The 25,538-nt window shown below is 62.5% G+C and carries 29 protein-coding genes; 8 read left to right on the top strand and 21 right to left on the bottom strand.

The window, feature by feature from the left end; genetic code table 11:
• Positions 1 to 19 precede the first annotated feature (19 nt).
• Both ACK56M_RS06625 and ttcA read right to left on the bottom strand, forming a co-directional pair.
• Positions 20 to 691 carry a DNA-3-methyladenine glycosylase I gene (locus ACK56M_RS06625; protein ID WP_054573186.1) on the bottom strand — a complete coding sequence of 224 codons (672 nt, stop codon included), beginning with the start codon at positions 689 to 691 and terminating at the stop codon, positions 20 to 22.
• A gap of 4 nt (positions 692 to 695) precedes the next feature.
• On the bottom strand, positions 696 to 1,520 hold the full coding sequence (gene ttcA, locus ACK56M_RS06620) for a tRNA 2-thiocytidine(32) synthetase TtcA (protein ID WP_015269219.1): 825 nt from the start codon (positions 1,518 to 1,520) through the stop codon (positions 696 to 698).
• 262 nt (positions 1,521 to 1,782) lie between these two features.
• Between ttcA and ACK56M_RS06615 the strand changes: the two genes are divergently transcribed.
• Entirely contained in the window at positions 1,783 to 2,382 is a 600-nt protein-coding gene (locus ACK56M_RS06615) for a Yip1 family protein (RefSeq protein WP_003252385.1), read from the top strand.
• 132 nt (positions 2,383 to 2,514) lie between these two features.
• Positions 2,515 to 3,009 (top strand): SprT family zinc-dependent metalloprotease, encoded by a 495-nt coding sequence (locus ACK56M_RS06610; RefSeq protein WP_013971347.1) that lies wholly within the window; start codon positions 2,515 to 2,517, stop codon positions 3,007 to 3,009.
• A 188-nt stretch (positions 3,010 to 3,197) separates the two neighbouring features.
• Here the strand turns inward: ACK56M_RS06610 and fpr are convergent, their stop codons facing one another.
• The gene (fpr, locus tag ACK56M_RS06605; protein WP_004375483.1) at positions 3,198 to 3,977 is read right to left on the bottom strand and encodes a ferredoxin-NADP reductase; all 780 of its coding nucleotides are present in this window, start codon (positions 3,975 to 3,977) and stop codon (positions 3,198 to 3,200) included.
• Between the two features lie 121 nt (positions 3,978 to 4,098).
• On the opposite strand from fpr, the gene finR reads away from it, so the two are divergent.
• Complete coding sequence (gene finR / locus ACK56M_RS06600; protein ID WP_004375481.1) at positions 4,099 to 5,025, top strand: LysR family transcriptional regulator FinR; 927 nt, start codon at positions 4,099 to 4,101, stop codon at positions 5,023 to 5,025.
• Here finR and ACK56M_RS06595 read toward each other — a convergent pair.
• The 3 genes from ACK56M_RS06595 to ACK56M_RS06585 form a co-directional block, all read right to left on the bottom strand.
• Positions 5,022 to 5,387, bottom strand: coding sequence for a diacylglycerol kinase (locus ACK56M_RS06595; RefSeq protein ID WP_015269218.1), 366 nt, complete (start codon positions 5,385 to 5,387; stop codon positions 5,022 to 5,024). The two genes, finR and ACK56M_RS06595, sit on opposite strands and share 4 nt — an antisense overlap.
• A gap of 73 nt (positions 5,388 to 5,460) precedes the next feature.
• Positions 5,461 to 6,111 carry a response regulator transcription factor ErdR gene (erdR, locus tag ACK56M_RS06590; RefSeq protein WP_015269217.1) on the bottom strand — a complete coding sequence of 217 codons (651 nt, stop codon included), beginning with the start codon at positions 6,109 to 6,111 and terminating at the stop codon, positions 5,461 to 5,463.
• Positions 6,112 to 6,189: 78 nt separating this feature from the next.
• Complete coding sequence (locus ACK56M_RS06585; RefSeq protein ID WP_013971344.1) at positions 6,190 to 6,900, bottom strand: tRNA-uridine aminocarboxypropyltransferase; 711 nt, start codon at positions 6,898 to 6,900, stop codon at positions 6,190 to 6,192.
• A gap of 220 nt (positions 6,901 to 7,120) precedes the next feature.
• Here ACK56M_RS06585 and ACK56M_RS06580 point away from each other — a divergent pair, with 220 nt between their 5' ends.
• Positions 7,121 to 7,540, top strand: a complete 420-nt coding sequence (locus ACK56M_RS06580; protein ID WP_013971343.1) for a quorum-sensing-regulated virulence factor family protein — start codon at positions 7,121 to 7,123, stop codon at positions 7,538 to 7,540.
• A gap of 14 nt (positions 7,541 to 7,554) precedes the next feature.
• On the opposite strand, the gene ACK56M_RS06575 is transcribed toward ACK56M_RS06580, so the two are convergent.
• On the bottom strand, positions 7,555 to 7,764 hold the full coding sequence (locus tag ACK56M_RS06575; RefSeq protein ID WP_004375471.1) for a hypothetical protein: 210 nt from the start codon (positions 7,762 to 7,764) through the stop codon (positions 7,555 to 7,557).
• Positions 7,765 to 7,926: 162 nt separating this feature from the next.
• Here ACK56M_RS06575 and ACK56M_RS06570 point away from each other — a divergent pair, with 162 nt between their 5' ends.
• Complete coding sequence (locus tag ACK56M_RS06570; protein ID WP_015269216.1) at positions 7,927 to 9,045, top strand: LOG family protein; 1,119 nt, start codon at positions 7,927 to 7,929, stop codon at positions 9,043 to 9,045.
• A gap of 49 nt (positions 9,046 to 9,094) precedes the next feature.
• Here the strand turns inward: ACK56M_RS06570 and recX are convergent, their stop codons facing one another.
• The 4 genes from recX to ACK56M_RS06550 all read right to left on the bottom strand — a co-directional run bounded on the left by recX (position 9,095) and on the right by ACK56M_RS06550 (position 12,089).
• Positions 9,095 to 9,565: a recombination regulator RecX gene (recX, locus tag ACK56M_RS06565; protein ID WP_054573188.1), complete on the bottom strand. Its 471-nt coding sequence runs from the start codon at positions 9,563 to 9,565 to the stop codon at positions 9,095 to 9,097.
• Between the two features lie 21 nt (positions 9,566 to 9,586).
• Positions 9,587 to 10,654 (bottom strand): recombinase RecA, encoded by a 1,068-nt coding sequence (recA, locus tag ACK56M_RS06560; protein ID WP_015269214.1) that lies wholly within the window; start codon positions 10,652 to 10,654, stop codon positions 9,587 to 9,589.
• A 103-nt stretch (positions 10,655 to 10,757) separates the two neighbouring features.
• Complete coding sequence (locus tag ACK56M_RS06555; protein ID WP_015269213.1) at positions 10,758 to 11,240, bottom strand: CinA family protein; 483 nt, start codon at positions 11,238 to 11,240, stop codon at positions 10,758 to 10,760.
• Positions 11,241 to 11,435: 195 nt separating this feature from the next.
• Positions 11,436 to 12,089 carry a hypothetical protein gene (locus ACK56M_RS06550; protein ID WP_015269212.1) on the bottom strand — a complete coding sequence of 218 codons (654 nt, stop codon included), beginning with the start codon at positions 12,087 to 12,089 and terminating at the stop codon, positions 11,436 to 11,438.
• Between the two features lie 301 nt (positions 12,090 to 12,390).
• Between ACK56M_RS06550 and mutS the strand changes: the two genes are divergently transcribed.
• The gene (gene mutS / locus ACK56M_RS06545) at positions 12,391 to 14,964 is read left to right on the top strand and encodes a DNA mismatch repair protein MutS (RefSeq protein WP_411959610.1); all 2,574 of its coding nucleotides are present in this window, start codon (positions 12,391 to 12,393) and stop codon (positions 14,962 to 14,964) included.
• A gap of 140 nt (positions 14,965 to 15,104) precedes the next feature.
• On the top strand, positions 15,105 to 15,428 hold the full coding sequence (fdxA, locus tag ACK56M_RS06540) for a ferredoxin FdxA (protein WP_004375459.1): 324 nt from the start codon (positions 15,105 to 15,107) through the stop codon (positions 15,426 to 15,428).
• A gap of 616 nt (positions 15,429 to 16,044) precedes the next feature.
• Here the strand turns inward: fdxA and rpoS are convergent.
• From rpoS to ACK56M_RS06500, 8 genes are all read right to left on the bottom strand, one after another.
• Positions 16,045 to 17,052, bottom strand: coding sequence for an RNA polymerase sigma factor RpoS (gene rpoS, locus ACK56M_RS06535; RefSeq protein WP_013971277.1), 1,008 nt, complete (start codon positions 17,050 to 17,052; stop codon positions 16,045 to 16,047).
• A 108-nt stretch (positions 17,053 to 17,160) separates the two neighbouring features.
• A complete protein-coding gene (locus ACK56M_RS06530; RefSeq protein ID WP_061303132.1) occupies positions 17,161 to 18,018 on the bottom strand; it encodes a peptidoglycan DD-metalloendopeptidase family protein in 858 nt (285 codons plus the stop codon).
• Positions 18,019 to 18,238: 220 nt separating this feature from the next.
• On the bottom strand, positions 18,239 to 18,877 hold the full coding sequence (locus tag ACK56M_RS06525) for a protein-L-isoaspartate(D-aspartate) O-methyltransferase (RefSeq protein ID WP_015269209.1): 639 nt from the start codon (positions 18,875 to 18,877) through the stop codon (positions 18,239 to 18,241).
• A 35-nt stretch (positions 18,878 to 18,912) separates the two neighbouring features.
• On the bottom strand, positions 18,913 to 19,662 hold the full coding sequence (gene surE, locus ACK56M_RS06520) for a 5'/3'-nucleotidase SurE (protein ID WP_013971274.1): 750 nt from the start codon (positions 19,660 to 19,662) through the stop codon (positions 18,913 to 18,915).
• Positions 19,650 to 20,708 carry a tRNA pseudouridine(13) synthase TruD gene (gene truD / locus ACK56M_RS06515; RefSeq protein ID WP_015269208.1) on the bottom strand — a complete coding sequence of 353 codons (1,059 nt, stop codon included), beginning with the start codon at positions 20,706 to 20,708 and terminating at the stop codon, positions 19,650 to 19,652. The genes surE and truD overlap by 13 nt, the downstream gene beginning before the upstream one ends.
• The gene (ispF, locus tag ACK56M_RS06510) at positions 20,705 to 21,178 is read right to left on the bottom strand and encodes a 2-C-methyl-D-erythritol 2,4-cyclodiphosphate synthase (RefSeq protein WP_015269207.1); all 474 of its coding nucleotides are present in this window, start codon (positions 21,176 to 21,178) and stop codon (positions 20,705 to 20,707) included. Before ispF ends, truD begins: the two co-directional genes overlap by 4 nt.
• Positions 21,179 to 21,379: 201 nt before the next feature.
• Positions 21,380 to 22,234, bottom strand: a complete 855-nt coding sequence (gene fghA, locus ACK56M_RS06505) for an S-formylglutathione hydrolase (RefSeq protein ID WP_054573190.1) — start codon at positions 22,232 to 22,234, stop codon at positions 21,380 to 21,382.
• Positions 22,235 to 22,242: 8 nt separating this feature from the next.
• Positions 22,243 to 23,355 carry an S-(hydroxymethyl)glutathione dehydrogenase/class III alcohol dehydrogenase gene (locus ACK56M_RS06500; RefSeq protein WP_411959309.1) on the bottom strand — a complete coding sequence of 371 codons (1,113 nt, stop codon included), beginning with the start codon at positions 23,353 to 23,355 and terminating at the stop codon, positions 22,243 to 22,245.
• Positions 23,356 to 23,462: 107 nt separating this feature from the next.
• On the opposite strand from ACK56M_RS06500, the gene ACK56M_RS06495 reads away from it, so the two are divergent.
• Positions 23,463 to 24,359 carry a LysR substrate-binding domain-containing protein gene (locus ACK56M_RS06495; protein ID WP_015269205.1) on the top strand — a complete coding sequence of 299 codons (897 nt, stop codon included), beginning with the start codon at positions 23,463 to 23,465 and terminating at the stop codon, positions 24,357 to 24,359.
• Between the two features lie 131 nt (positions 24,360 to 24,490).
• Here ACK56M_RS06495 and ispD read toward each other — a convergent pair whose 3' ends face one another.
• Positions 24,491 to 25,198, bottom strand: a complete 708-nt coding sequence (gene ispD / locus ACK56M_RS06490; protein WP_015269204.1) for a 2-C-methyl-D-erythritol 4-phosphate cytidylyltransferase — start codon at positions 25,196 to 25,198, stop codon at positions 24,491 to 24,493.
• Entirely contained in the window at positions 25,195 to 25,476 is a 282-nt protein-coding gene (gene ftsB, locus ACK56M_RS06485; RefSeq protein ID WP_004375443.1) for a cell division protein FtsB, read from the bottom strand. Before ftsB ends, ispD begins: the two co-directional genes overlap by 4 nt.
• Between the last annotated feature and the right edge of the window lie 62 nt (positions 25,477 to 25,538).

The raw sequence follows: 25,538 nt of genomic DNA, 5'->3' as shown, positions 1-25,538 counted from the left end.
GCAAAGCAGCCCCAAAATCTCAATGGTTGACGGTATGCGCCAGCATCACCGACAACTGGCACAGCGGCCGCCCACTCTCGGCATGCCACTGGTTGAACGCCTGCTGCACCAAGGCCAGGTCCCGCTGGCTGGTCGGCGGTTTGTCGATCACCTTCTGCGCAATCAACGCCGCAGCCATGTCATCGGTAGGGATGAACGTGTCCTTGCCGACCATGCGCAGGAAGCGCGGTGCCGACAACCCGCCCAGCTGGTTGCCGTGTTTGGCCAGGTATTTCCACAAACCGACGATGTCGGTCACCGGCCAGTCGGCGATGAAGGCGCCGAAACTGCCCTTCTCCTTGGCCACGTCAAGAACCATCTGCGCATTGCGCGGCACGCTCTTGAGCTTGCCCAGGTGGCGGATGATGCGCTCGTCGTGCATCAGCCGCTCGAGGTGCTCGGCGCCCATCAATACCACCTTCTCCGGGTCGAAGCCGAAGAACACCTGCTCGAACGCCGGCCACTTGGCATCCACCAGGCTGTGCTTGAGCCCGGCGCGGAACACGCGCAGGGCCAAGGTCGACAGGTAGCGGTCGTCACTGATATCACGCAGTTGTGCGGGTGTGCGCGGCTGCGGCAGGAAGGCCTCCAGGGCCTGGGCCGAGCCGAAGCGGTTCAGGCAGTACTCGTGCAACCACTGGTAATCGCGCATGGGCTCAGATGTTCAGCACGTCAAGGAAACGTGGGGTGGCGTTCTCGTCGATCTTCAGGCTGGTGAAGTCGAACAGGTTGCGGTCGGCCAACTGCGACGGTGCCACGTTCTGCAGGGCGCGGAAGATGCTCTCGGTACGCCCCGGGTGCTTGCGCTCCCACTCCACCAGCATGTCCTTGACCACCTGGCGCTGCAGGTTTTCCTGCGAACCGCACAGGTTGCACGGGATGATCGGGAATTCCTTCATGTCCGAGTAGGCCTGGATATCCTTCTCGCTGCAGTAGGCCAGCGGGCGGATCACCACGTTGCGGCCATCGTCGGCACGCAGCTTCGGCGGCATGCCCTTGAGCGCACCGTTGAAGAACATGTTGAGGAAGAAGGTTTCGACGATATCGTCGCGGTGGTGCCCCAGCGCCATCTTGGTCGCGCCGATTTCGTCGGCAAAGGTGTACAGGGTGCCACGGCGCAGGCGCGAACACAGCGAGCAGGTGGTCTTGCCCTCGGGGACAAGCTCCTTGACCACCGAATAGGTGTCCTTCTCGACAATGTGGTACTCGACGCCCACTTCCTTCAGGTAGGCCGGCAGCACATGCTCGGGGAACCCCGGCTGCTTCTGGTCCATGTTCACCGCGACGATCTCGAACTTGATCGGTGCCACCTTCTGCAGGTGCAACAGAACGTCGAGCATGGTGTAGCTGTCCTTGCCGCCGGACAGGCAGACCATGACCTTGTCGCCATCCTCGATCATGTTGTAGTCGGTGATGGCTTCGCCGGCGAGACGACGCAGGCGTTTTTGCAGTTTGTTCTGGTTGACCGAGAGGGTGCCCATAGCGCTTGGATCCGCGAGGTGTGACAAAAGCCGGCTATTTTACGCACAAACGCGGCGGCGCTGTAGGCATTCCGATAAAGACTTCATTGTAATCAACAGCGCGTCTTACAGCGCAATTTGCTCTAAAAAGCACGGTTTATGCGGGTAACGGCTTCCTATACTGCGACATAAGGCCACATTACCGCTTGCTTCGGTGTTCGGGCCTAGGGCCGCTTGCGCTCCATCTGGGGGGCGTTTGGCAACATTGAGAGGAGTGATCGGCATGATTCATCACGTTGTGGGGCTGTTTACCCATCCCGACCAGGAATGGCGGGAAATTCGTGGCGAAGAAGAAACCATCAGCCACATGTACCTGACGCACACCCTGATCCTGGCTGCGATCCCCGCCGTTTCGGCATTCATCGGTACAACCCAGGTCGGCTGGGTGATCGGCGACCGGCCAGCGGTGATGCTGACCATGGAAAGCGCCATCTGGATGAGCATCATGTCGTACCTGGCGATGCTTGCCGGGGTGGCGGTAATGGGGGCGTTCATCCACTGGATGGCCCGTACCTACGATGCCAACCCGTCCATGGCACAGTGCATCGCCTTTGCCACCTACACCGCCACACCGTTGTTCATCGGCGGCCTGGCGGCGCTGTACCCGCACCTGTGGCTGGGCATGCTGATCGGCACGGCCGCCATCTGCTACACGGTGTACCTGTTGTACGTCGGTTTGCCGACGTTCATGAACATACCGTCCGACGAAGGCTTCCTGTTCTCCAGCTCGGTGCTGGCGGTAGGCCTTGTGGTACTGGTGGCGATCATGGCCGCCACGGTGATCATCTGGGGACTGGGCGTGGGGCCCGTCTACACCAACTAGAACAGACTCGACCAACACTGGGGCATCAAACCTGGGGCCGCCGCAAGGCGGCCTCTGGCTGTGCGCTGACCGGTGGCTCGGCAGGTTGCCCGGGGTTGCGGCATAATGTCCGGTCAGGAGAACCACCCCGCCATGCCCGAGCTGCTCAGACAACGCGTCGAAACCTGTTACCAGCAAGCTGAAACCTTCTTCAAACGCCCCTTCCCACGCCCGGAAATCAGCTTCAAGCTGCGCGGGCAAAAAGCCGGCGTCGCCCACCTGCACGAGAACCTGCTGCGCTTCAACCTGCAGCTTTACCGCGAAAACCAGGAAGACTTCCTGCGCCAGACCGTGGCCCATGAGGTGGCGCACCTGGTGGCACACCATCTGTTCGGCGACCGCATCCAGGCCCATGGCGAAGAGTGGCAGCTGATCATGCGCGGGGTGTATGAACTGCCGCCCAACCGTTGCCACAACTACGAAGTGCAAAGGCGCGTGGTGACCCGCTACATCTACCGCTGCCCCTGCCCGCAGAGCGACTTCCCGTTTACCGCGCAGCGGCACAAGCTGGTGCGCCAAGGGCGGCGCTACCTGTGCAAGCGGTGTCGGGAGATATTGGTGTATAGCGGCGAGACGCGCGTGGAATAGATTGGGGTTTGCCTGCACTGGCCTCATCGCCGGCAAGCCAGCTCCCACAGGTTCGGCACAGGTTTCAAATGTTGTGGGACTCCTGTGGGAGCTGGCTTGCCGGCGATAGGGCCGGTACAGGCGATATATGAATCACAGGCACAAGAAAGGCGACCCGGGGGTCGCCTTCTTTTGCATCAGCCTGCGCCTTACTTCTCGACGAAGGCACGCTCGATCAGGTAGTCACCCGGCTCGCGCATGCGCGGGGAGATCTTCAGACCGAAGCTGTCCAGCACTTCGCTGGTTTCGTCGAGCATGCTCGGGCTGCCGCAGATCATCGCGCGGTCGTCCTGCGGGTTGATCGGTGGCAGGCCGATGTCGCTGAACAGCTTGCCGCTGCGCATCAGGTCGGTCAGGCGGCCCTGATTCTCGAACGGTTCACGGGTCACGGTCGGGTAGTAGATCAGCTTGTCGCGAACCGACTCACCGAAGAACTCGTTCTGCGGCAGGTGCTCGGTGATGAACTCGCGGTAGGCCACTTCGTTCACGTAGCGCACGCCGTGCACCAGGATCACTTTCTCGAAGCGCTCGTAGGTTTCCGGGTCCTGGATGACACTCATGAACGGTGCCAGGCCAGTGCCGGTGCTCAGCAGGTACAAGTGCTTGCCCGGGTTCAGGTCGTCGAGTACGAGGGTACCGGTAGGCTTCTTGCTGATGATGATCTCGTCGCCTTCCTTCAGGTGCTGCAGCTGCGAGGTCAGCGGACCGTCCGGCACCTTGATGCTGAAGAACTCCAGATGCTCTTCCCAGTTCGGCGAGGCGATGGAATAGGCGCGCATGAGCGGACGGCCGCTTTCTTGTTGCAGGCCGATCATCACGAACTGACCGTTCTCGAAGCGCAGGCCCGGGTCGCGGGTGCACTTGAAGCTGAACAGGGTGTCGTTCCAGTGGTGCACACTGAGGACACGTTCGTGGTTCATGTTGCTCATTTAATGGGGCTCCTGAAGAAAGACGCGGCGCGCGCAAGACGCGCAGTTGCGCGATAGTTTAGGGGCAGCGACAATATCTGTTAACTGGATTATCAAGATATGTGTTATCGGTTATATCGATATGCGATTTACACTTCGTCAACTGCAAGTCTTCGTTGCCGTGGCCCAGCACCAGAGCGTTTCGCGCGCCGCCAGTGTGCTGGCCTTGTCGCAGTCGGCCGCCAGCACCTCGATCACCGAGCTTGAGCGACAGTCCAGCTGCCAGCTGTTCGACCGCGCCGGCAAGCGCCTGAGCCTCAACGCCCTGGGCCAGCAACTGTTGCCGCAGGCAGTGGCCCTGCTCGACCAGGCCAAGGAAATCGAAGACCTGCTCAACGGCAAGTCCGGTTTCGGCTCGCTGGCAGTCGGCGCCACGCTGACCATCGGCAACTACCTGGCCACCCTGTTGATCGGCAGCTTCATGCAGGTGCACCCGGAAAGCCAGGTGAAGCTGCATGTGCAGAACACTGCGCATATCGTGCAACAGGTGGCGCATTACGAAATTGATCTGGGTCTGATCGAAGGCGATTGCAACCACCCGGACCTGGAAGTGCAGCCCTGGGTCGAGGACGAACTTGTGGTGTTCTGCGCGCCTCAGCATCCGCTGGCCAAACTGGGGCGCGCCGATGTACAGACCTTGTCCCAGGAGGCGTGGATCCTGCGCGAACAGGGCTCAGGCACGCGCCTGACCTTCGACCAGGCCATGCGCCACCACCGCACCAACCTCAACATCCGCCTGGAGCTGGAACACACCGAAGCCATCAAGCGCGCGGTGGAGTCGGGCCTGGGCATCGGCTGCATCTCGCGCCTTGCCCTGCGTGACGCCTTCCGCCGCGGCAGCCTGGTAGCGGTGGAAACCCCGGAGCTGGACCTGATGCGCCAGTTCTACTTCATCTGGCACAAACAGAAGTACCAGACCTCGGCCATGCGCGAATTTCTCGAACTGTGCCGCAACTTCACCGCGGGTTTCACACGCAGTGACGAGATCGTGTTGCCACCGATCGCTTAAAGCAGGATCACACCCCACACCAGCGCCACCATGGTCAGTGCCACCAGCTGCGCGGCGCTGCCCATGTCCTTGGCGTTTTTCGACAGCGGGTGGCGCTCCAGCGAAATGCGGTCGATGGCTGCTTCCACCGCCGAATTGAACAGTTCGACGATCAAGCCCAACAGGCACACGGCGATCATGATCGCCCGCTCCGCACGGCTGACCGGCAGCCAGAAGGCGATCGGGACCAACAGCACGTTGAGCAGCACCAGCTGGCGGAACGCGGCCTCGCCCTTGAAGGCGGCGCGCAGGCCGTCCAGCGAATAGCCGGCGGCGTTGAGGATACGTTTGAGGCCGGTCTGGCCCTTGAATGGCGATGTCATGTGAGTCACTTCACAACGGAAAGGCCAGCAGACTAGACCGGCACGGGTCAAAAAAGCGTGAAGCCACGCGCACTCAGCTGCTGGCAACCGATTCAAGTTGTTGCAGCAACAACGCCGCCTGGGTGCGGGTACGCACACCCAGCTTGCGGAAGATCGCGGTCACGTGGGCCTTGATGGTCGCTTCCGACACGTTCAGCTCATAGGCGATCTGCTTGTTCAGCAAGCCTTCGCAGACCATGGTCAGCACGCGGAACTGCTGCGGCGTGAGGCTGGCAAGGCCTTCGCTGGCGGCCTTGGCCTCGGCCGAGACATCGACCTTTTCGAACGCCTGCGGCGGCCACCAGACCTCGCCGTCGAGCACCTTGCGCACCGCATCCTGGATCACTTCCAGGGTGCTGGACTTGGGAATGAAGCCACTGGCGCCAAATTCGCGGGACTTGACCACCACTGCAGCCTCTTCCTGCGCCGATACCATCACCACGGGGATCTGCGGGTATTGCCCGCGCAGCAGCACCAGCCCGGAAAAACCGTAGGCACCCGGCATGTTCAAGTCCAGCAACACCAGGTCCCAGTTGTCTTTTTCGCTCAGACGGGTTTCCAGTTCGGCAATGCTGGCAACTTCTACCAGGCGTACATCCGGGCCCAGGCCGAGGGTAACGGCCTGGCGCAAGGCGCCACGGAACAGCGGGTGGTCATCGGCAATCAGGATTTCGTAAGTGGCCATCGATCTGGGGATCCTGTTCTGTGTCGGGCACTCGGGTAAGGGTCATTATGAACCAAAGCAGGGGTTGTGCCCCTTGGACTATAGGAAGGTATGCAAACGCTGGTGGGTGTCGTCCTGCTCGTCCAGCGGCAGGCGACGCTTGCCGCTCAGGTAATGCAGGCTGAACACATCCAGGTAGGCGTCCAGCGCCTGCGAGGCCTGGGTATCGCCGGCAAGGTCCAGGCACATGGCCGCGACTTCCGCGGTACAGAAGTGATCATCGCGCTTGGAGCGGCGCAAGCGGTAGCGGGACATCTGCTCGGCCTGCAGGCTCAACACCGGGAAGCGATCAAGGTACGGGCTTTTGCGGAACATCTTGCGCGCTTCGGTCCAGGTGGCATCCAGCAGGATGAACAGCGGACGCTTGCCGGGCTCGCGCACTACCTCGCTGACCACTCGCTCCTGGGCAACGAATTCGCCGGGGAAGACGATGTAGGGCTGCCAACGCGGGTCGTCCAGCAACGCCAGCAAGCGTTCGTCGACCGAAGTGCGCAGCCAGCCGAAAGCCGAGGTGTCCTCGATCAGGTCGGCGATCAGCCAGCCGGTATTGGTAGGCTTCAGTGGCTCGGTGTCATGCATCAGCAGGCACACGCCGGACTCGGCCTGCACCCGCGGCTTCCAGGCGCACAGGCAATGAGTGGCGATGACCCGGCAATCGGGGCAGCGTTCGGCACGTGAACCACGGGCGATAAAGGGCTTGTTGCTGCGAGCCAGGCGTTCGGCGCGCAGGCGCGCTACCGCATGGCTCATGCCGGCAGGCCTCTGGACAGGTTGGGAATGGACACAAGGATGACTCGGAGAAAACTAAGGGCGCCAGTCTACCAGAACAGGGGGCAATTGCTGTGCAGGTGGCGACGCGGTCCTTATAATCGCTGCTTTACCGTACCCCAGCGTCGCGCCTGCGCGATTTTCAGGGAACGCCGTCGACCCGCGCATGTCAAAGCGCCAGTCATCGAACCAGGAGAGATTCATGCTGCGCCGTATCGTCCCCGCCCTGAGCCTGTTGCTCGCCCTGCCCCTGGCAGCCCAGGCGGCTTCCAAGCAGGAATACGACCTGAACAACATGCTGCAGAAGGTTGCCAAAGAGAGCAGTGTCGGCACCCCGCGAGCCATCAACGAGGACATCCTCGACCAGGGTTACACGGTGGAAGGCAAGGCACTGGTCAACCACCTGAGCGTGCGCCAGGACCATGCCGCGCGCATGCAGGCCAACCCCGAACAGGTCCGCAGCCAGCTGGGTGATAGCGTCTGCCGCAACAGCGGTTTCCGTAACCTGATGTCCAAAGGCGCGGTGATGGTCTACCGCTTCACGGTATACAAGACCAACCAGCCGATCATGGACCAGGCGTTCGACAATGCCAGCTGCGTGGCCGGCAACAAGAAGAAGTAAACCAGCTCGGATCGCTACGCCTTCTCGTCTTCACGGGCGCACCAGCGCCCCTCAGCGGCATCAGCGCGCATCTCTGCCAGCAGCGCCTGCAGGTAGCGCGACTGGCATTCCAGCCCCGACAGCCTGCGCCGGCACTCGTTCTCCAGGCTCAGGTGATGCATCTGGGCCGCATTCTCCAGCTGCTGGTAAAGCTGCCGGTCAACTTCGATGATCAAGCGATGCATACCGCCACCTCCTGCATCGACACGTTTCGCTTTACCCAGTTAACCAAACCCGCATCCCCCGTGGCTGCATGCCGACGGGCGGCTGTGTCGAACACCCCCGGCAGGATTGAGCGCAAGGGTCTAGATTGAGGTCAGAGGTATAGGTGCAGAAGGAGACGTTGCATGCCTTACCAATCGAGTGAACTGCTGTTCAGCCATTTCCGCGACAACAACATCGACCTGAGCAACATCGACGCACAACTGCAACTGGTGGCACCGAACAGCCCCAACCTGGCGCTGTACCGCGACATGATGCTGACCATCCTGCGCATGGCCCATGACGACACCGACCGCTGGAGCGCCAAGATCACCCTGCAGGCCCTGCGCGAACTGGACCATTCGTTCCGCACCCTGGAACGCTACAAGGACCGCCGCAAGGTGACCGTGTTCGGCTCGGCGCGCACCCCGCTGGAACACCCGATGTACGCCCTGGCCCGCGAACTGGGCGCAACCCTGGCGCGCTCCGACCTGATGGTAATAACCGGTGCCGGCGGCGGCATCATGGCAGCCGCCCACGAAGGCGCCGGCAGCGACCACAGCCTGGGATTCAACATCACCCTACCCTTCGAACAACACGCCAACCCCACGGTAGATGGCACCGACAAGCTGCTGCCGTTCCATTTCTTCTTCATCCGCAAGCTGTTCTTCGTCAAGGAGGCCGATGGCCTGGTGCTGTGCCCGGGTGGTTTCGGCACTTTGGATGAAGCATTGGAGGTGCTGACCCTGATCCAGACCGGCAAGAGCCCGCTGGTACCGGTGGTGCTGCTGGACTCACCAGGTGGCAGCTTCTGGCGCGACTGCCTGGACTTCATCAGCCGCCAACTGGAGGAAAACCGCTACATCTTGCCCAGCGACCTGAAACTGCTGCGCCTGGTGCACAGCGCTGACGAGGCAGTGGAGGAAATCAACCAGTTCTACAGCAACTACCACTCCAGCCGCTGGCTGAAGAGCCAGTTCGTGATCCGCATGCATCACCCGCTCAGCGAAGCGGCGCTGTATGACATCCAGGAAGGCTTTGCCGATTTGCGTTTGAGTGGCAAGTACCACCAGCAACCTGACAGCAGCGCCGAGCACGAAGTGGGCAACTTCAACCACCTGACCCGTTTGTCATTTGCCTTCAATGGCCGGGATCAGGGCAGGCTGCGCGAGCTGGTGGATTTCATCAACCTGCCGGAGAACTGGGCCAAGCCGCAGCCCATGCATACGACGCAGCGGGCCAGGGAGGCGTTGAAGGTCAGTTGATCGTGACACAGGTCCGCTCCCGCAAAGGACTGTAAAACGGCCCCAGCCCTCAGTAATCGTCGAGATCACGCCCACTGAGCAGCCGGCCGATCATGTCCATGGGGAAACCCCGGTAAGCCAGAAACCGGGTCTGCTGGGCACGGCCGCGGGGATCTTGCGGGCGCTGCCCGGCAAACTTGCGCTGCCATACGTCACGCATGCGCTCGCCCCAGTCCACCTCGCTCTCGCGTAGCGCCTGCTCGATATCAGCACGCGCCAAACCGCGCTGGCCTAGCTCTTCGCGAATACGCGCAGGGCCATAGCCGGAGCTTGAACGGTACCGGATGAAACTTTCGAGGTAGCGGGCTTCGCTAAGCAACCCTTCTTCGGCGAGCCGATCGAGTTCAGGCCCAATCAACTCGTCCGAAGCGCCGCGCTGACGCAACTTGCGCGTCAGCTCGACGCGACCGTGCTCACGTCGCGCAAGCAGGTCCATGGCTGTCCGCCGGATGGCGACGGGGGTGTCGAGTACGGCGGACATGTTCGGCTATCTACCGCGCAATCAATAGCCGGCGTCAGCGTCGGCCATGTCATCGGCATCGGCTTCGGCAGCAGCAGCCTTACCAGCAGCCGCAACAGCACCAGAGGTCAGCAGCTTCTCGCGAATCTGCTTCTCGATCTCGGCACCAATAGCCGGGTTCTCAGCCAAGTACTTGGCAGCGTTTGCCTTGCCTTGACCGATCTTGTTGCCCTGGTAGGCGTACCAGGCACCGGACTTCTCGACCAGGCCTTGGGAAACACCCAGGTCAATGATCTCGCCGTTACGGTAGATACCTTTGCCGTAGAGGATCTGGAACTCGGCCTGACGGAAGGGCGGCGAAACCTTGTTCTTGACGATCTTGACGCGGGTTTCGCTACCGACCACCTCGTCGCCTTCCTTGACCGCACCGGTACGGCGAATATCCAGACGCACCGAGGCGTAGAACTTCAGGGCGTTACCACCAGTGGTGGTTTCCGGGCTGCCGAACATCACACCGATCTTCATACGGATCTGGTTGATGAAGATGACCAGGCAGTTGGCGTTCTTGATGTTACCGGTGATCTTGCGCAGCGCCTGGGACATCAGGCGCGCCTGCAGACCCACGTGCATGTCACCCATTTCGCCTTCGATCTCGGCCTTCGGTACCAGGGCAGCAACGGAGTCGACGATGATCACGTCAACAGCGTTGGAACGCACCAGCATGTCGGTGATTTCCAGGGCCTGTTCGCCGGTGTCCGGCTGCGAAACCAGCAGGTCGTCGACGTTGACGCCCAGCTTGCCGGCGTACTCGGGGTCGAGGGCGTGTTCGGCGTCGACGAAGGCGCAGGTGGCGCCGTTTTTCTGGGCTTCGGCGATGACCGACAGGGTCAGCGTGGTCTTACCCGACGATTCCGGGCCGTAGATCTCGACGATACGGCCTTTTGGCAGGCCGCCGATGCCCAGGGCGATGTCCAGACCCAGCGAGCCGGTGGAGATGGCAGGGATAGCCTGGCGCTCGTGGTCGCCCATGCGCATGACGGCGCCCTTGCCGAATTGGCGTTCGATCTGACCCAGGGCCGCAGCCAAGGCGCGCTTCTTGTTGTCGTCCATTGAAATCCTCACGTGTTCGACTTGGCCCTGACGGCCGGAATACCTGTATAAGTAGCCAGTATTATTCCACAGGCAGGCGCTCGCGCAAACCCCTGTCGTCGATTTACTCGGCACCAAGCTGTAACAAGCCGTCTAACGCGGCGATCACCGTCTGTCGGCGCACCGCCTCGCGGTCGCCGTCAAACTGGCGCCGCTCGCTGAACACATGGTTGCCGTCGCCCCAGGCCAGCCACACGGTGCCCACCGGTTTGCCCGGCGAACCACCGTCCGGCCCGGCCACGCCGCTCACCGCCACGGCAAAGCGCGCGCCGCTGGCGGCCTGGGCGCCGCGGACCATCGCTTCGACCACTTCCTGGCTGACCGCGCCAACCTGGCCGAACAACGCCGCGGGCACTCCCAGCTGACGGGTTTTCTGGGTGTTGGAATAGGTCACGTACCCAGCCTCGAACCAGGCCGAGCTGCCGGGCACGCGGGTGATGGCCTCGGCGATGCCGCCACCGGTGCAGGATTCGGCGGTGGTCACCTGCGCGTTGAAGCGGCGCAGGTGTTCACCCAGGCGGGTGGAAAGCGTGGTGATCGGGTCCATGTCGGGCTCCTTGAAGGCTGCCCTCTACCCTAGCATTTTGGGGATGGGGGTGGAGGATGAGCGTCTGGCGGCGTGCTGGGCCCGAGCATGTTCGCCTCTGGATTTTTGGCGCCTGTAAGATCGAGCGCCGCCCGCGCGGCGCTCTATCTCGCAGGCGCCAAACCTCTCAAGGCATGCACCTCAAGCCCACACCAATCAGAAATTCAGCCGAAGCACGGTCCGCCAGATGTTCTTCATCGGTGAACGACGATGCTTGGTCCAGTTGCGCTCCCACCACTCGTCCTCATTGCGCACCACCTGTTCCAGGTCGCTACCGGCCACGGCGGCGGCGTGCTGGCGGAACATCATGGGGAACACGCAGTGCTGGCGGATCCGGTGTTTGACCACCACATCCACCGGGGTGCCATCGTAGGGCGTCTCTGCCAGGATCCGACAGCCCTCGCGCGACAGCACATAGGCATGCAGGGCCACCACCCGCCCGCGGGCGATGAACGGGAACCAGGTCAGCCAGGTTCGCCCCATGGAATAACCCAGGTGCAAGGCCTCGAAGGGCCGTTTCTGCATGAAGCGGTTTACCCAGCGCACCCGCGAAGGCTTGAACTCATACGCCTTGGCATCGTCTTCGAAGATCAGGATTCGATCTAGGCCATTGTCCAGCGCATGACGGGCCAGTTGCTGATGGGACTCGTAGCAACCGCGCTTGGGGTCGCTGTTTTTCTCGACGACATGAAAGTGCACTTCGTTGTCGAGCTGTCGCCCGATGGTTTCGCTGAACAGCGTGCGCCGGTCAGCGCGGGTGTCGAGGGAAATACAAAAAACCGCATCTACATCAAAACGAATTGCGCTCACTGCACTAATCAACCTGTTGCAATAACTTTTTACCGGGCCACGGGCCACCGCGAATGCGTCAGGCAAGCCATCCCTGATGGGCGAAGGCAGGCAATTCTCCATGGAGGCACCATGATGTCAACCTGCCTTCAGCGCATCCCTGTGCACTCGCCGGACTTGCAGGTACAGCCTGCCGGGTAGCCGTGTTAATCTATGCGGCTTGAAAATCCGGTGGGTCTCGGCGTCGTGCATGCAACACAGAACGCCCCAATTTGCCCCACAATATTGAGACCTACTTTCTAAGCCATTGATGAATAAAGCAATTTCCGACTTCTCCGCACACACCCCGATGATGCAGCAGTACTGGAAGCTGAAGAACCAGCACCCGGACCAGCTGATGTTCTACCGCATGGGCGACTTCTACGAGATCTTCTACGAAGATGCGAAAAAAGCCGCAAAACTGCTGGACATCACCCTGACCGCGCGCGGTCAGTCGGCCGGCCAGTCCATCCCCATGTGCGGGATTCCGTTCCATTCGCTGGAAGGCTACCTGGCCAAGCTGGTCAAGCTCGGCGAATCGGTGGTGATCTGCGAGCAGATTGGCGACCCTGCCACCAGCAAGGGCCCGGTGGAACGTCAGGTGGTGCGCATCATCACCCCGGGTACGGTCAGCGACGAGGCCCTGCTCGACGAGCGTCGCGACAACCTGATTGCCGCGCTGCTCGGGGACGAGCGCCTGTTCGGCCTGGCCGTACTGGACATCACCAGTGGCAACTTCAGCGTGCAGGAGATCAAGGGCTGGGAAAACCTGCTGGCCGAGCTCGAGCGCCTCAACCCGGTCGAGCTGTTGATCCCCGACGACTGGCCGCGCGACCTGCCTGCCGAGAAACGACCGGGCGCCCGTCGCCGTGCGCCATGGGAATTCGACCGCGACTCGGCGCGCAAGGCCCTGTGCCAGCAGTTCGCGACCAAGGACCTCAAGGGCTTTGGCTGCGACAAGCTGACCCTGGCCATCGGCGCCGCCGGTTGCCTGCTGATCTACGCCAAGGAAACCCAGCGCACCGCCCTGCCGCACCTGCGCAGCCTGCGCCACGAACGCCTGGACGATACGGTCATTCTCGACGGTGCCAGCCGCCGCAACCTGGAGCTGGACATCAACCTGGCCGGCGGCCGAGACAACACCCTGCAGTCGGTGGTCGACCGCTGCCAGACCGCCATGGCCAGCCGTTTGCTGAGCCGCTGGTTGAACCGCCCGTTGCGCGATCTCAAGGTGCTGCAGGCGCGCCAGGACTCGATCCGTTGCCTGCTCGATGGCTACCGCTTCGAGAAGCTGCAGCCGCAACTCAAGGAAATTGGCGATATCGAGCGGATTCTCGCCCGCATCGGCCTGCGCAACGCCCGCCCACGCGATCTGGCACGCCTGCGCGATGCCCTTGGGGCGCTACCCGAGTTGCAGAATGCCATGGCCGAGCTGGAGGCACCGCACCTGGCGCGCCTGGCCGCCATTACCGGCACCTATCCCGAACTGGCCAGCCTGCTGGAGCGGGCGATCATCGACAACCCGCCGGCGGTGATCCGCGATGGCGGCGTGCTCAAGGCCGGCTATGACAACGAACTGGACGAGCTGCTGGCGATCAGCGAGAACGCCGGCCAGTTCCTGATCGACCTGGAAGCCCGGGAAAAGGCCCGCACCGGCCTGGCCAACCTCAAGGTCGGCTACAACCGAGTGCATGGCTACTTCATCGAACTGCCGACCAAGCAGGCCGAGCAGGCCCCGGGGGACTACATCCGCCGTCAGACCCTAAAGGGCGCCGAGCGCTTCATCACCCCGGAGCTGAAGGCGTTCGAGGACAAGGCGCTGTCGGCCAAGAGCCGCGCCCTGGCCCGCGAAAAGATGCTCTACGATGCCCTGCTGGAAACCCTGATCAGCCACCTGGCACCGCTGCAGGACAGCGCCGCCGCCCTGGCCGAACTGGACGTGCTCAGCAACCTGGCCGAACGTGCACTGAACCTCGACCTGAACTGCCCACGCTTCGTAGACGAGCCGTGCCTGCGCATCGAGCAGGGCCGTCACCCAGTGGTGGAACAGGTACTGACCACACCGTTCGTGGCCAACGACCTGGGCCTGGACAACAGCACGCGCATGCTGATCATCACCGGCCCGAACATGGGCGGTAAGTCCACCTACATGCGCCAGACCGCCCTGATCGTGCTGCTGGCGCATATCGGCAGCTTCGTGCCTGCTGCCAGCTGCGAGCTGTCGCTGGTCGACCGCATCTTCACCCGCATTGGCTCCAGCGACGACCTGGCCGGCGGCCGCTCGACCTTCATGGTCGAGATGAGCGAAACCGCCAACATCTTGCACAATGCCACCGACCGCAGCCTGGTGCTGATGGATGAAGTGGGCCGCGGCACCAGTACTTTCGACGGCCTGTCGCTGGCCTGGGCTGCCGCAGAGCGCCTGGCCCAGCTGCGCGCCTACACGCTGTTCGCCACGCACTACTTCGAACTCACCGTGCTGCCGGAAAGCGAGCCACTGGTGGCCAACGTGCACCTGAACGCCACCGAACACAACGAACGCATCGTATTCCTGCACCACGTGCTGCCTGGTCCTGCCAGCCAGAGCTACGGCCTGGCCGTGGCGCAGCTGGCCGGCGTGCCGACGGCCGTCATCCAGCGTGCCCGTGAACACCTGGCGAGGCTGGAAACCACCAGCCTGCCGCATGAACAACCCCCGGCCCAAAAGGCCAAGGACGTGCCACAGGTCCCGCACCAGAGCGACCTGTTCGCCAGCCTGCCACACCCGGCCATCGAGAAGCTGGGCAAGCTGCAACTGGACGACATGACCCCGCGTCAAGCTATCGAAATGCTATATCAACTAAAGAACCTGTTATAACGGCGCCCACTACAAGCTGGTAGAATCCGCCGCGGTTTGCTGGTGCTGCAGGTTATTAGCCTGGCCTGCAGCCACATACCCGTAAACCGCGCGGCCCTGAGAGGAAGGGCCGCCGCCGTCGCCTGAGGAGAGAATTAGAAATGACCTTCGTCGTCACCGACAACTGCATCAAATGCAAATACACCGACTGCGTGGAAGTCTGTCCGGTGGACTGCTTCTACGAAGGCCCGAACTTCCTGGTCATCCATCCGGACGAGTGCATCGACTGCGCCTTGTGCGAGCCGGAATGCCCAGCGCAAGCCATCTTCTCGGAAGACGAAGTGCCTGCGGGCATGGAAAACTTCATCGAGCTGAACGCCGAACTGGCGGAAATCTGGCCGAACATCACCGAGCGTAAGGACGCCCTGCCGGACGCTGAGGAATGGGATGGCAAGACTGGCAAGATTGCAGATCTGGAGCGCTGATAGCGTCCGGACACTAAAAAGGCCCTTTGGGGCCTTTTTTGTTTTCTGCAGGCAAAAAAAGGGGCGGTTTGACCCGCCCACATTTTTTCCGTAGTCCCTGCTTGTCCCAAACATCATCCTGATGAAATCGCGTCTTGCGATGTCCCTGGCTTTCCTCCTGAAAGCCTGTGCATGTCCCTGTGCACAGTTCGAATACTAGCGACTTGAGCCTGGCCGGCAACCGCGAAACCTCACAGGGTGTTGCAGGTGACACATTTCCTCACAGCTGAATAAGTCAGGATTTTCAAGAGGTTGGGAAAACGCAGGATCTGTATACGACAATGATTTACTGAAGCGTACATAGAAGGCTTACAGAACAAGTAAGCAAAGGCTTACACGCAATGTTATTGGGGTAGCGCGGTACATAATGTCTTGGGGCTGCTTTGCAGCCCTTTCGCGACACAAGGCCGCTCCCACAGGATAGCGGTACATTCAAAGGCGATGAAATACCTGTGGGAGCGGCCTTGTGTCGCGAAAGGGGCGCAAAGCGCCCCCGCAATTTTGAATGGGACACCTCTGATCGCCACAAACAAAAACGCCCCGAAATCATCGGGGCGCTTTGTGCTACAGGCTTCCGCTACTGGAACAAGGACTCACTGGACAGGCCGTTCTTCTCGAGAATCTCACGCAAACGCTTGAGCCCCTCGACCTGGATCTGCCGCACCCGTTCGCGGGTCAGGCCAATCTCCAGTCCGACATCTTCCAGGGTGCTGCTTTCATGCCCGCGCAAGCCAAAGCGGCGCACCACCACTTCACGCTGCTTGTCGGTCAACTCGCCCAGCCACTGGTCGATGCTCTGCGACAGGTCATCATCCTGCAGCAGTTCGCATGGGTCGGTCGGGCGGTCGTCGGTCAGGGTATCGAGCAGGGTCTTGTCCGAGTCCGGGCCGAGCGACACATCCACCGAAGACACCCGCTCGTTCAGGCCGAGCATGCGCTTGACCTCGGCGACCGGTTTCTCCAGCAGCGTGGCGATTTCTTCTGGCGAGGGTTCGTGGTCCAGTTTCTGGGTCAGCTCGCGCGCAGCGCGCAGGTAGACGTTCAGTTCCTTGACCACGTGGATCGGCAGGCGAATGGTGCGGGTCTGGTTCATGATCGCCCGCTCGATGGTCTGGCGAATCCACCAGGTCGCATAGGTCGAGAACCGGAAACCACGCTCCGGGTCGAACTTCTCGACCGCACGGATCAGCCCAAGGTTGCCCTCCTCGATCAGGTCGAGCAGCGACAGGCCGCGGTTCACGTAACGACGGGCAATTTTTACAACCAGGCGCAGGTTGCTTTCGATCATGCGCTTGCGGCCGGCAGGGTCGCCCTTTTGCGACAGACGCGCAAAGTGCACTTCCTCTTCCGGCGAAAGCAGAGGCGAGAATCCTATCTCGTTGAGATACAACTGGGTGGCATCGAGCGCCCGGCTGTAATCGATGTACTTGTGTTGCTTGAGCGAAGAGCCCGACTTGGCCCTCGTCCGAACCGAAGATACAGCAGGTTCGTCTGACACCACATCCGTTTCCAAAACGATTCCCGTCTCCATCAGAAGCAGGTCATCGTCGATGTCAAACTCCGGCACTTCTTTACTGAGAGCCATTGTTATAGTCCTTTGCTGAGTTCGAACTCAGACTCGAGCGGCACCTATCTCCCTGGCAGCGCTGGAGCCTGTCCCCTCTACATCACAGGAACAGGCCGGGTACAACGGTCAACGACGTGGCAGGAACTGGAGCGGATCGACGGGTTTGCCCTGGCGGCGAATCTCGAAATGCAGCTTCACCCGATCTGTGCCCGTGGACCCCATTTCAGCAATCGACTGCCCTGCCTTGACCTGCTGCCCCTCCCGAACCAACAGCCTGCGGTTATGGCCGTAGGCACTGACGTAGGTATCGCTGTGCTTGATGATGATCAGTTCGCCGTAGCCCCTCAAGCCACTCCCGGCGTACACCACTGCACCATCAGACGCAGCAAAAACAGGCTGTCCCAAATCACCGGCGATATCAATGCCTTTATTCAAACTACCGTTTGAAGCGAATTTTCCAATCAGCACGCCGTTGGCAGGCCAGGTCCAGCCACCTACCGCGCGCTCCGCGGCAGGCACCGTGGCGACCACCGGGGCGCTGCTGGAGGCTGCCGGCGTGGCCGGTTTGCTGGTGTTGCCAGTAGGTGTGCTGGTGCTTCCCACAGGCCGCCGGATGACCGTGGTCTTGCTCGACGACGACGGGCTGGACACCACCGTGGTGCTGCCGGTAGAGCCGCTGCTGAAACGAATCGCTTGCCCCGGGCGAATGGTGTAAGGCGCCGCGATACCGTTGCGCGCAGCCAGCTCCTTGTAGTCCCAGCCATAACGGAAGGCGATGGAGAACAGCGTATCGCCAGGTTTGACGATGTACTGCCCGGTGGTTACTGCCGGGCGCTTGGGCACGGTGTTGTTGCGGTCGACCACCCGCGCGCTGTTGCTGCTGGTGCTCGAGCAACCCACCAGTAGCGCGCCCATGGCCAGTGCAATCACCAGAAGCGTGAAACCCGACCCGTCCTTGCGCTGCCGAATGACTGTGTGACCCACCCGCGCTCCCCTCATGGTGCCGAAAACGATATGAAGACAAGAAATGCAATATTATTGCAATTATAACCAAGCCCGCCCGCATTGGCAGGGTTGGTGAAAGACTGCTGCAAAGCCTTGCAACACGCTGTGCGCTAGCGCTTCACCCCGCCAGATAGACAGGGCGTTGCAGCAAGAATTCGGTGCTGGCGCAAAAATATCGCGCGACTCGAACCAGCAGTGTTCAGGCCAGCGGGCCGTTGAGCAGCGGTACGAAGCGCACGGCCCCCAGCACGCGGCGGGAGAATCCATGCTCCTCGCGCACGATCAGCATCAGCTGCTGGGTTTCGCCGGCTGGCCCCACCGGGATCACCATACGGCCACCGGGCGCCAGCTGGTCGAGCAATGCCTGCGGCACTTCCGGCGCCACGGCGGTGACGATGATGCCGTTGTACGGCGCCAGCGCCGGCCAGCCTTCGCAACCATCCCCCCAGCGGAACACCACGTTGCGCAGGTTCAGTTCCACCAGGCGCTCCTTGGCCCGGTCCTGCAGCACCTTGATGCGTTCCACCGAGAACACCCGCTCGACCAACTGGGCCAGGATTGCCGTCTGGTAGCCCGAGCCGGTGCCGATCTCCAGCACCTTGTCCAGCGGCCCGGCCTCGAGCAGCAGTTCACTCATGTGGGCAACCATGAACGGCTGCGAGATCGTCTGGTTGTGGCCGATCGGCAGCGCGGTGTCTTCGTAGGCGCGATGCGCCAGCGCCTCGTCGACGAACAGGTGGCGCGGGGTACGACGGATGACGTCGAGCACCTTGGTGTTCGAAACGCCCTCCTCGCACAGGCGCTGGATCAGCCGCTCCCGGGTGCGCTGGGAGGTCATGCCGATGCCACGCCGCAGCATATCGTCCTCGCGCATCAGAGCAGGCCCTCCAGCCAACCGTCGAGCTGCTCGAAGGCATCACTGAAGGTGCGGTCGAGCTGCAGCGGAGTGATCGATACATAGCCTTGCATCACCGCATGGAAGTCGGTCCCCGGGCCACCGTCCTCGGCATCCCCGGCGACAGCGATCCAGTAGCCTTCCTTGCCGCGCGGGTTGACCACCTTGGTCGGCGCCGCCGCCCGCGCCCGGTGACCGAGGCGGGTGAGCTGGATACCACGAATGTGCTCCAGCGGCAGGTTGGGGATATTGACGTTGAGCACGGTACGCGGCGGCAAGGCCAGGCGCGACTGAGCCTCGACCAGGCGGCGGGCGATGTGGGCCGCGGTGGGCAGGTTGTCCGGCTGGCGCGACAACAGCGAAAACGCCAGCGAGGTACCGCCGAGGAAACGGCCTTCCAACGCGGCCGCGACCGTGCCCGAATAGAGCACGTCGTCACCCAGGTTGGCACCGAGGTTGATCCCCGACACAACCATGTCCGGCGCCTGTGGCAACAGCCCATTGAGCCCCAGATGCACGCAGTCGGTCGGCGTGCCGTTGAGGCTGATGAAGCCATTGGCCAAGGTCTGCGGGTGCAGTGGCCGGTCCAGCGTCAGCGAACTGCTGGCGCCGCTCTTGTCTTGATCCGGGGCAATAACCACGCACTCGGCGTAATCCACCAGCGCAGCATGCAGCGCGGCGATGCCGGGTGCGGTAACACCGTCGTCGTTCGAAATCAGAATACGCATGAGCTGTCCGTCTGCCCCGCCGACACCAGATCCACGATTTCGCGCACCACCACGGTGGCGAAACATCCGGCCGGAAGGACGAATTCCAGTTGCAGGATATCAGGCTCGGGATAATGCCACGTAAGACCGCCAATAGGGAGCCGCAGAATGCGTCGTTCGTGATCCATGCCCGCCAGGGCCAGCCACTGGCAAAGTGCCGGCTGCCGTGCGGCGATCGCATCCTCTTGTTGCGCAGTACTCCCCGTAGCCGGCGAATCGCCTGCCCCCCACAGCGGGCCGGTCGGATGCAGGTCAAGAATCGCCAGCCGAGGATCGGAACATTCCGACTCCCCAGCAGGAAAGAAGCTACGACTCGTGGTGAACGCCAACAGGTCGCCCACCTGCGCACGCGCCCAGCTGCCGTCGGCAACACGGGCTGCCAGCACCTGGTTGAACAGGTAGCTGCGCCCGGCCGAGAGCAACCGCGAACGCACGTTGCGCTGTTCGGGCAGGGCATTGCGTGCGGCCCAATCAAGAGCGTCGTGAACGTTGCCGCCACCGTGGCCGAAGCGCTGGGTGCCGAAATAATTCGGCACACCGTAATGCTTGAGCTGTTCCAGGCGCGCATCCACCGCTTGGTGATCGGCAGCCAAGGCAGTCAGGCGCAGCGTGAAGCCGTTGGCCGAATGCGCACCGCGCTGCAGCTTGCGCTGGTGGCGCACCTGCTTGAGCACACGCAGGCTGGCATCCTCGGCACGCGACAGGTCCGGGTCGGCCTTGCCGGGCAGGTGCAGGCTGAACCACTGGCGGGTCAGGGCCTGGCGGTCCTTGAGGCCGGCGTAGCTGATCGTGCGCACCGGCACCCCAGCGGCACGGGCCAGGCGGCGGGCCGCCTCCTCGGTGTTCAGGTCACGCTTCTCGACCCACAGCCACAGGTGTTCGCCCTGGCCCGAGAGGGGGATGTCCAGTACTTCGTCGACCTGGAAATCCTCGGCCACCGCCTTGAGGACGGCGGTACCCAGTGGTTCGCCCGATGCGCGCGGGCCCAGCAGTTCCAGTTCGGTCATGCTGGCAGCAGCAGGGCTACCGAATGCACGGCGATGCCCTCCTCGCGGCCGGTGAAGCCGAGCTTCTCGGTGGTGGTAGCCTTGACGTTGACCTGGTCGAGTTCGACCTGCAGGTCTTCGGCGATCAGCTTGCGCATGGTCTCGATGTGCGGGGCCATCTTCGGCGCCTGGGCGACGATGGTGGCGTCGATGTTGCCGACCTTCCAGCCCTTGGCCTGGACGATGCCGACCACATGACGCAGCAGCACCCGGCTGTCGGCGCCCTTGAACTGCGGATCGGTGTCGGGGAAATGTTTGCCGATGTCACCCAGCGCCGCCGCGCCAAGCAAGGCATCGCTCAGGGCGTGCAGCAGCACGTCGCCATCGGAGTGGGCCAGGAGGCCGTATTTGTGGGGGATACGCACCCCGCCCAGGGTAATGAAATCACCGTCGCAGAAACGGTGCACATCGTAGCCGTGGCCAATACGCATAGAAAAACGCCCTGAATGAGTCAGGGCGTGATTCTACCTGCTTTAACCGGTATTGGGGCCGTCGTTGTAGGAGCAGCCTAGTGCTGCGAATGGGCCGCAAAGCGGCCCCGGCAATATCGGCGATAGCGTTAGACCCAGGGTCTGCTTCGCAGCCCATTCGCAGCACAAGGCTGCTCCTACAGGCGATCGCGCAGCTACGCCTCACACCCGCCCCAAGGCCACCGCATGATGACGCAGATGCTCCTCGATGAAGCTGGCGATGAAGTAGTAGCTGTGGTCATAGCCAGGCTGCAGGCGCAGGGTCAGTTCATGCCCCCCTTTGCGTGCCGCCTGCTCCAGCGCTTCAGGCTTGAGCTGCTTTTCGAGGAAGTCGTCACGGTCGCCCTGGTCCACCAGCAACGGCGGGCATTCGCCGGCCGGAGCCTCGGCCAGCAGCACGCTGGCATCCCACTCGCGCCAGCGCGCACGGTCTTCACCCAGGTAGCGGCTGAAGGCTTTCTCGCCCCACGGGCAATCCATCGGGTTGCTGATCGGCGAGAACGCCGACACCGAGCGGTAGCGCCCCGGGTTGCGCAAGGCGCACACCAGCGCGCCATGCCCACCCATGGAGTGGCCACTGATGCTGCGCTCGCCCGAAGCCGGGAAGTGCGCCTCGATCAACGCGGGCAACTCCTCCACCACATAGTCGTGCATGCGGTAGTGCTGGGCCCAGGGCTGCTGAGTGGCATTGAGGTAGAAGCCAGCACCCAGGCCGAAGTCCCAGGCACCGTCCGGGTCGCCCGGCACCTGCTCGCCACGCGGGCTGGTGTCGGGGGCGACGATGATCAACCCAAGCTCCGCGGCTAGGCGCTGGGCGCCGGCCTTCTGCATGAAGTTCTCGTCGGTGCAGGTTAGGCCGCTGAGCCAATACAGCACCGGCAGCTTTTCGCCCTGTTCGGCCTGCGGCGGCAGGTAGACGGCGAACACCATGTCGCAACCCAGCACCTTGGAGTGATGCCGGTAACGCTTGTGCCAGCCGCCGAAGCTCTTCTGGCAGGAGATGTTATCCAGGCTCATGGCAAACCTCAGAAGTGGATGACGCTGCGGATGCTCTTGCCTTCATGCATCAGGTCGAAGGCCTTGTTGATGTCTTCCAGGCCCATGGTGTGGGTAATGAAGGTATCCAGCGGGATCTCGCCCTTCTCGGACATTTCCACGTAGCTCGGCAGCTCGCTGCGACCACGCACGCCACCGAACGCCGAACCACGCCATACGCGACCGGTGACCAGCTGGAACGGACGGGTGGCGATTTCCTGGCCGGCACCGGCCACGCCGATGATCACCGACTCGCCCCAGCCCTTGTGGCAGCATTCCAGCGCAGCACGCATCAGCTGCACGTTGCCGATGCACTCGAAGGAGAAGTCCACGCCGCCGTCGGTGAGGTCGACGATCACTTCCTGGATCGGGCGGTCGTAGTCTTTCGGGTTGATGCAGTCGGTAGCACCCAGCTGACGGGCGATCCCGAACTTGGCCGGATTGATATCGATGGCAATGATGCGCGACGCCTTGGCCTTGACCGCACCGATCACTGCCGACAGGCCGATGCCGCCCAGACCGAAGATGGCCACGGTGTCACCCGCCTTGACCTTGGCGGTGTTGAGCACCGCGCCGATACCGGTGGTGACGCCGCAACCCAGCAGGCAGACCTTTTCCAGCGGCGCTTCTTTCTGGATCTTGGCCACGGAAATTTCCGGCAGCACGGTGTACTCGGAGAAGGTCGAGGTACCCATGTAGTGGAACAGTTGCTGGCCTTTGTAGGAGAAGCGCGTGGTGCCGTCCGGCATCAGGCCCTTGCCCTGGGTGGCGCGGATGGCCTGGCAAAGGTTGGTCTTGCCCGAGAGGCAGAACTTGCACTTGCCGCATTCCGGGGTGTACAGCGGAATGACGTGGTCACCGACGGCGACCGAGGTGACCCCCTCGCCTACCGCCTCGACGATCGCGCCACCTTCGTGACCGAGGATCGACGGGAAGATGCCCTCCGGGTCGGCGCCCGACAGGGTGTAGGCGTCGGTGTGGCAGACACCGCTGGCGACCACCCGCAGCAGCACTTCACCGGCCTTGGGCATGGCCACGTCGACTTCGACGATTTCCAGGGGTTTCTTGGCTTCGAAAGCTACGGCAGCACGGGACTTGATCATCAAAGGTCTCCAGACAGAGTGTCGATTCAGTCTGGCAGTGTAATTCACCGACTTTTGATGAATAATCAGGCCAAAGACAAAACATTATTGCCATACAGGGATAATCAATGAGCAGCCGCTGGGAAGGCATCGACGAGTTCGTCGCCGTGGCCGAGTCGGGCCAGTTCACCGCGGCCGCAGAGCGCCTGGGGGTTTCCTCGTCGCACATCAGCCGGCAGATCGCCCGGCTGGAGGAACGGCTGCAGACGCGCCTGCTGTACCGCAGCACCCGGCGGGTGACCCTGAGCGAGGCCGGGCAGACATTCCTGCAGCACTGCCAGCGCCTGCAGGATGGCCGCGAGGAAGCTCTACGCGCCATGGGCGATCTGGCCAGCGAGCCCAAGGGGCTGCTGCGCATGACCTGCGCGGTGGCCTACGGCGAGCGTTTCATCGTGCCGCTGGTGACGCGGTTCATGGCGCTTTACCCGCAGCTGCGGGTGGATGTGGAACTGAGCAACCATACCCTCGACCTGGTGCATGAAGGCATGGACCTGGCCATCCGCCTGGGCCGGCTGGCCGACTCACGACTGGTGGCAACCCGCCTGGCACCCCGGCGCATGTACCTGTGCGCTTCGCCGGCCTACCTGGAACGTTATGGTCGGCCGCACAGCCTGTCGGAACTGGCGCGGCACAACTGCCTGGTAGGCAGTTCGGATTTGTGGGCGCTGCAGCAGGACGGCCGCGAGATCAGCCAGCGAGTCCAGGGCAACTGGCGTTGCAACAGCGGGCAGGCGGTGCTGGACGCGGCGCTGCAGGGGATGGGGTTGTGCCAGTTGCCGGATTACTACGTGCTGGAGCACTTGAACAGTGGTGCGCTGGTGTCGTTGCTTGAGGCGCACCAGCCACCGAATACCGCGGTGTGGGCGCTGTATCCGCAGCAGCGGCACCTGTCGCCGAAGGTTCGGCGGCTGGTGGATTACCTGAAAGAAGGGTTGGCGGGGTTGCCGGAGTATCGCTTGAACTGAAACCTTGTGCTGGCTGGTCTGGCCTCTTCGCGGGTAAACCCGCTCCCACAGGTACAGCGCAAACCTGAAGGGATGTGCGATACCTGTGGGAGCGGGTTTACCCGCGAAGAGGCCGGCACAGGGCAAGAAATTCAGCGGCGCCCTGCCCAACGCTGGCGCAACCACTCCAAGTCTTCCGGCCGGGTCACCTTGATGTTGTCGCTGCGCCCTTCGACCAGCCGCGGCGCCTGGCCGGACCACTCGATGGCAGAGGACTCGTCGGTCACCAGCACATCCGACACAAGGCACTCGGCCAGTGCCCGATGCAACGCCCCCAGGCGGAACATCTGCGGCGTATAGGCCTGCCAGATGGTGCTGCGGTCGACGGTAGCGCCCACCCGACCATCGGCATCGGCCCGCTTGAGGGTATCGCGCGCCGGCACCGCCAGCAGGCCACCCACCGGGTCGCCTGCCAGCTCCGACAACAGCTTGTCCAGATCGCTGCGCGCCAGGTTTGGTCGCGCGGCATCATGCACAAGCACCCAGTCGCTGTCCGCCGCCCCTTGAGCATGCAGCATCAGCAATGCATTGAGCACCGAGTCGGCACGCTCGCGGCCACCCGCGGCGCGCTGGATGCGCGGGTCGCTGGCGCAGCGCAGGCGAGGCCAGTACGGGTCATCTTCGGCAATGCTGACCACCACGCCCTTGAGCATCGGGTGGCCAAGAAAACAGTCGAGGCTGTGCTCGAGAATGGTCTGCCCGGCCAGCTCCAGATACTGCTTAGGGCGGTCGGCAGCCATGCGGGCACCTACGCCCGCAGCAGGAATCACAGCCCAGAAGGCCGGTAAGGTTTCGATCATTTCTGTGGCAACTGGAAGAGGGTTTCGCCCTCTTTGACCATCCCCAATTCGTGGCGAGCCCGCTCTTCAACGGTCTCCATGCCTTTTTTCAGCTCCAGCACTTCGGCATCGAGCACGCGGTTGCGCTCGAGCAAGCGCTCGTTTTCGGCATGCTGCTCGGCAATCTGCTGCTTCAGCTCGGTCACTTGCGCCAGGCTGCCATTACCCACCCACAGGCGGTACTGCAGGCCACCCAGCAGCAGGAGCAGGACGAGGAACAACCAATAGGGACTGCGCATCACGTTATCCAGGTTAAAAAGGCTGCCGGGTACTTTTTACTTCGGGGCCTCGAATAGCACGA

It is taken from the genome of Pseudomonas sp. s4, from assembly GCF_046764235.1.
In the GTDB taxonomy this organism is placed as follows: domain Bacteria; phylum Pseudomonadota; class Gammaproteobacteria; order Pseudomonadales; family Pseudomonadaceae; genus Aquipseudomonas; species Aquipseudomonas asiatica.
The sequence above is the reverse complement of the archived record's forward strand: the minus strand, read 5'-3'. Positions and strand labels throughout refer to the sequence as shown.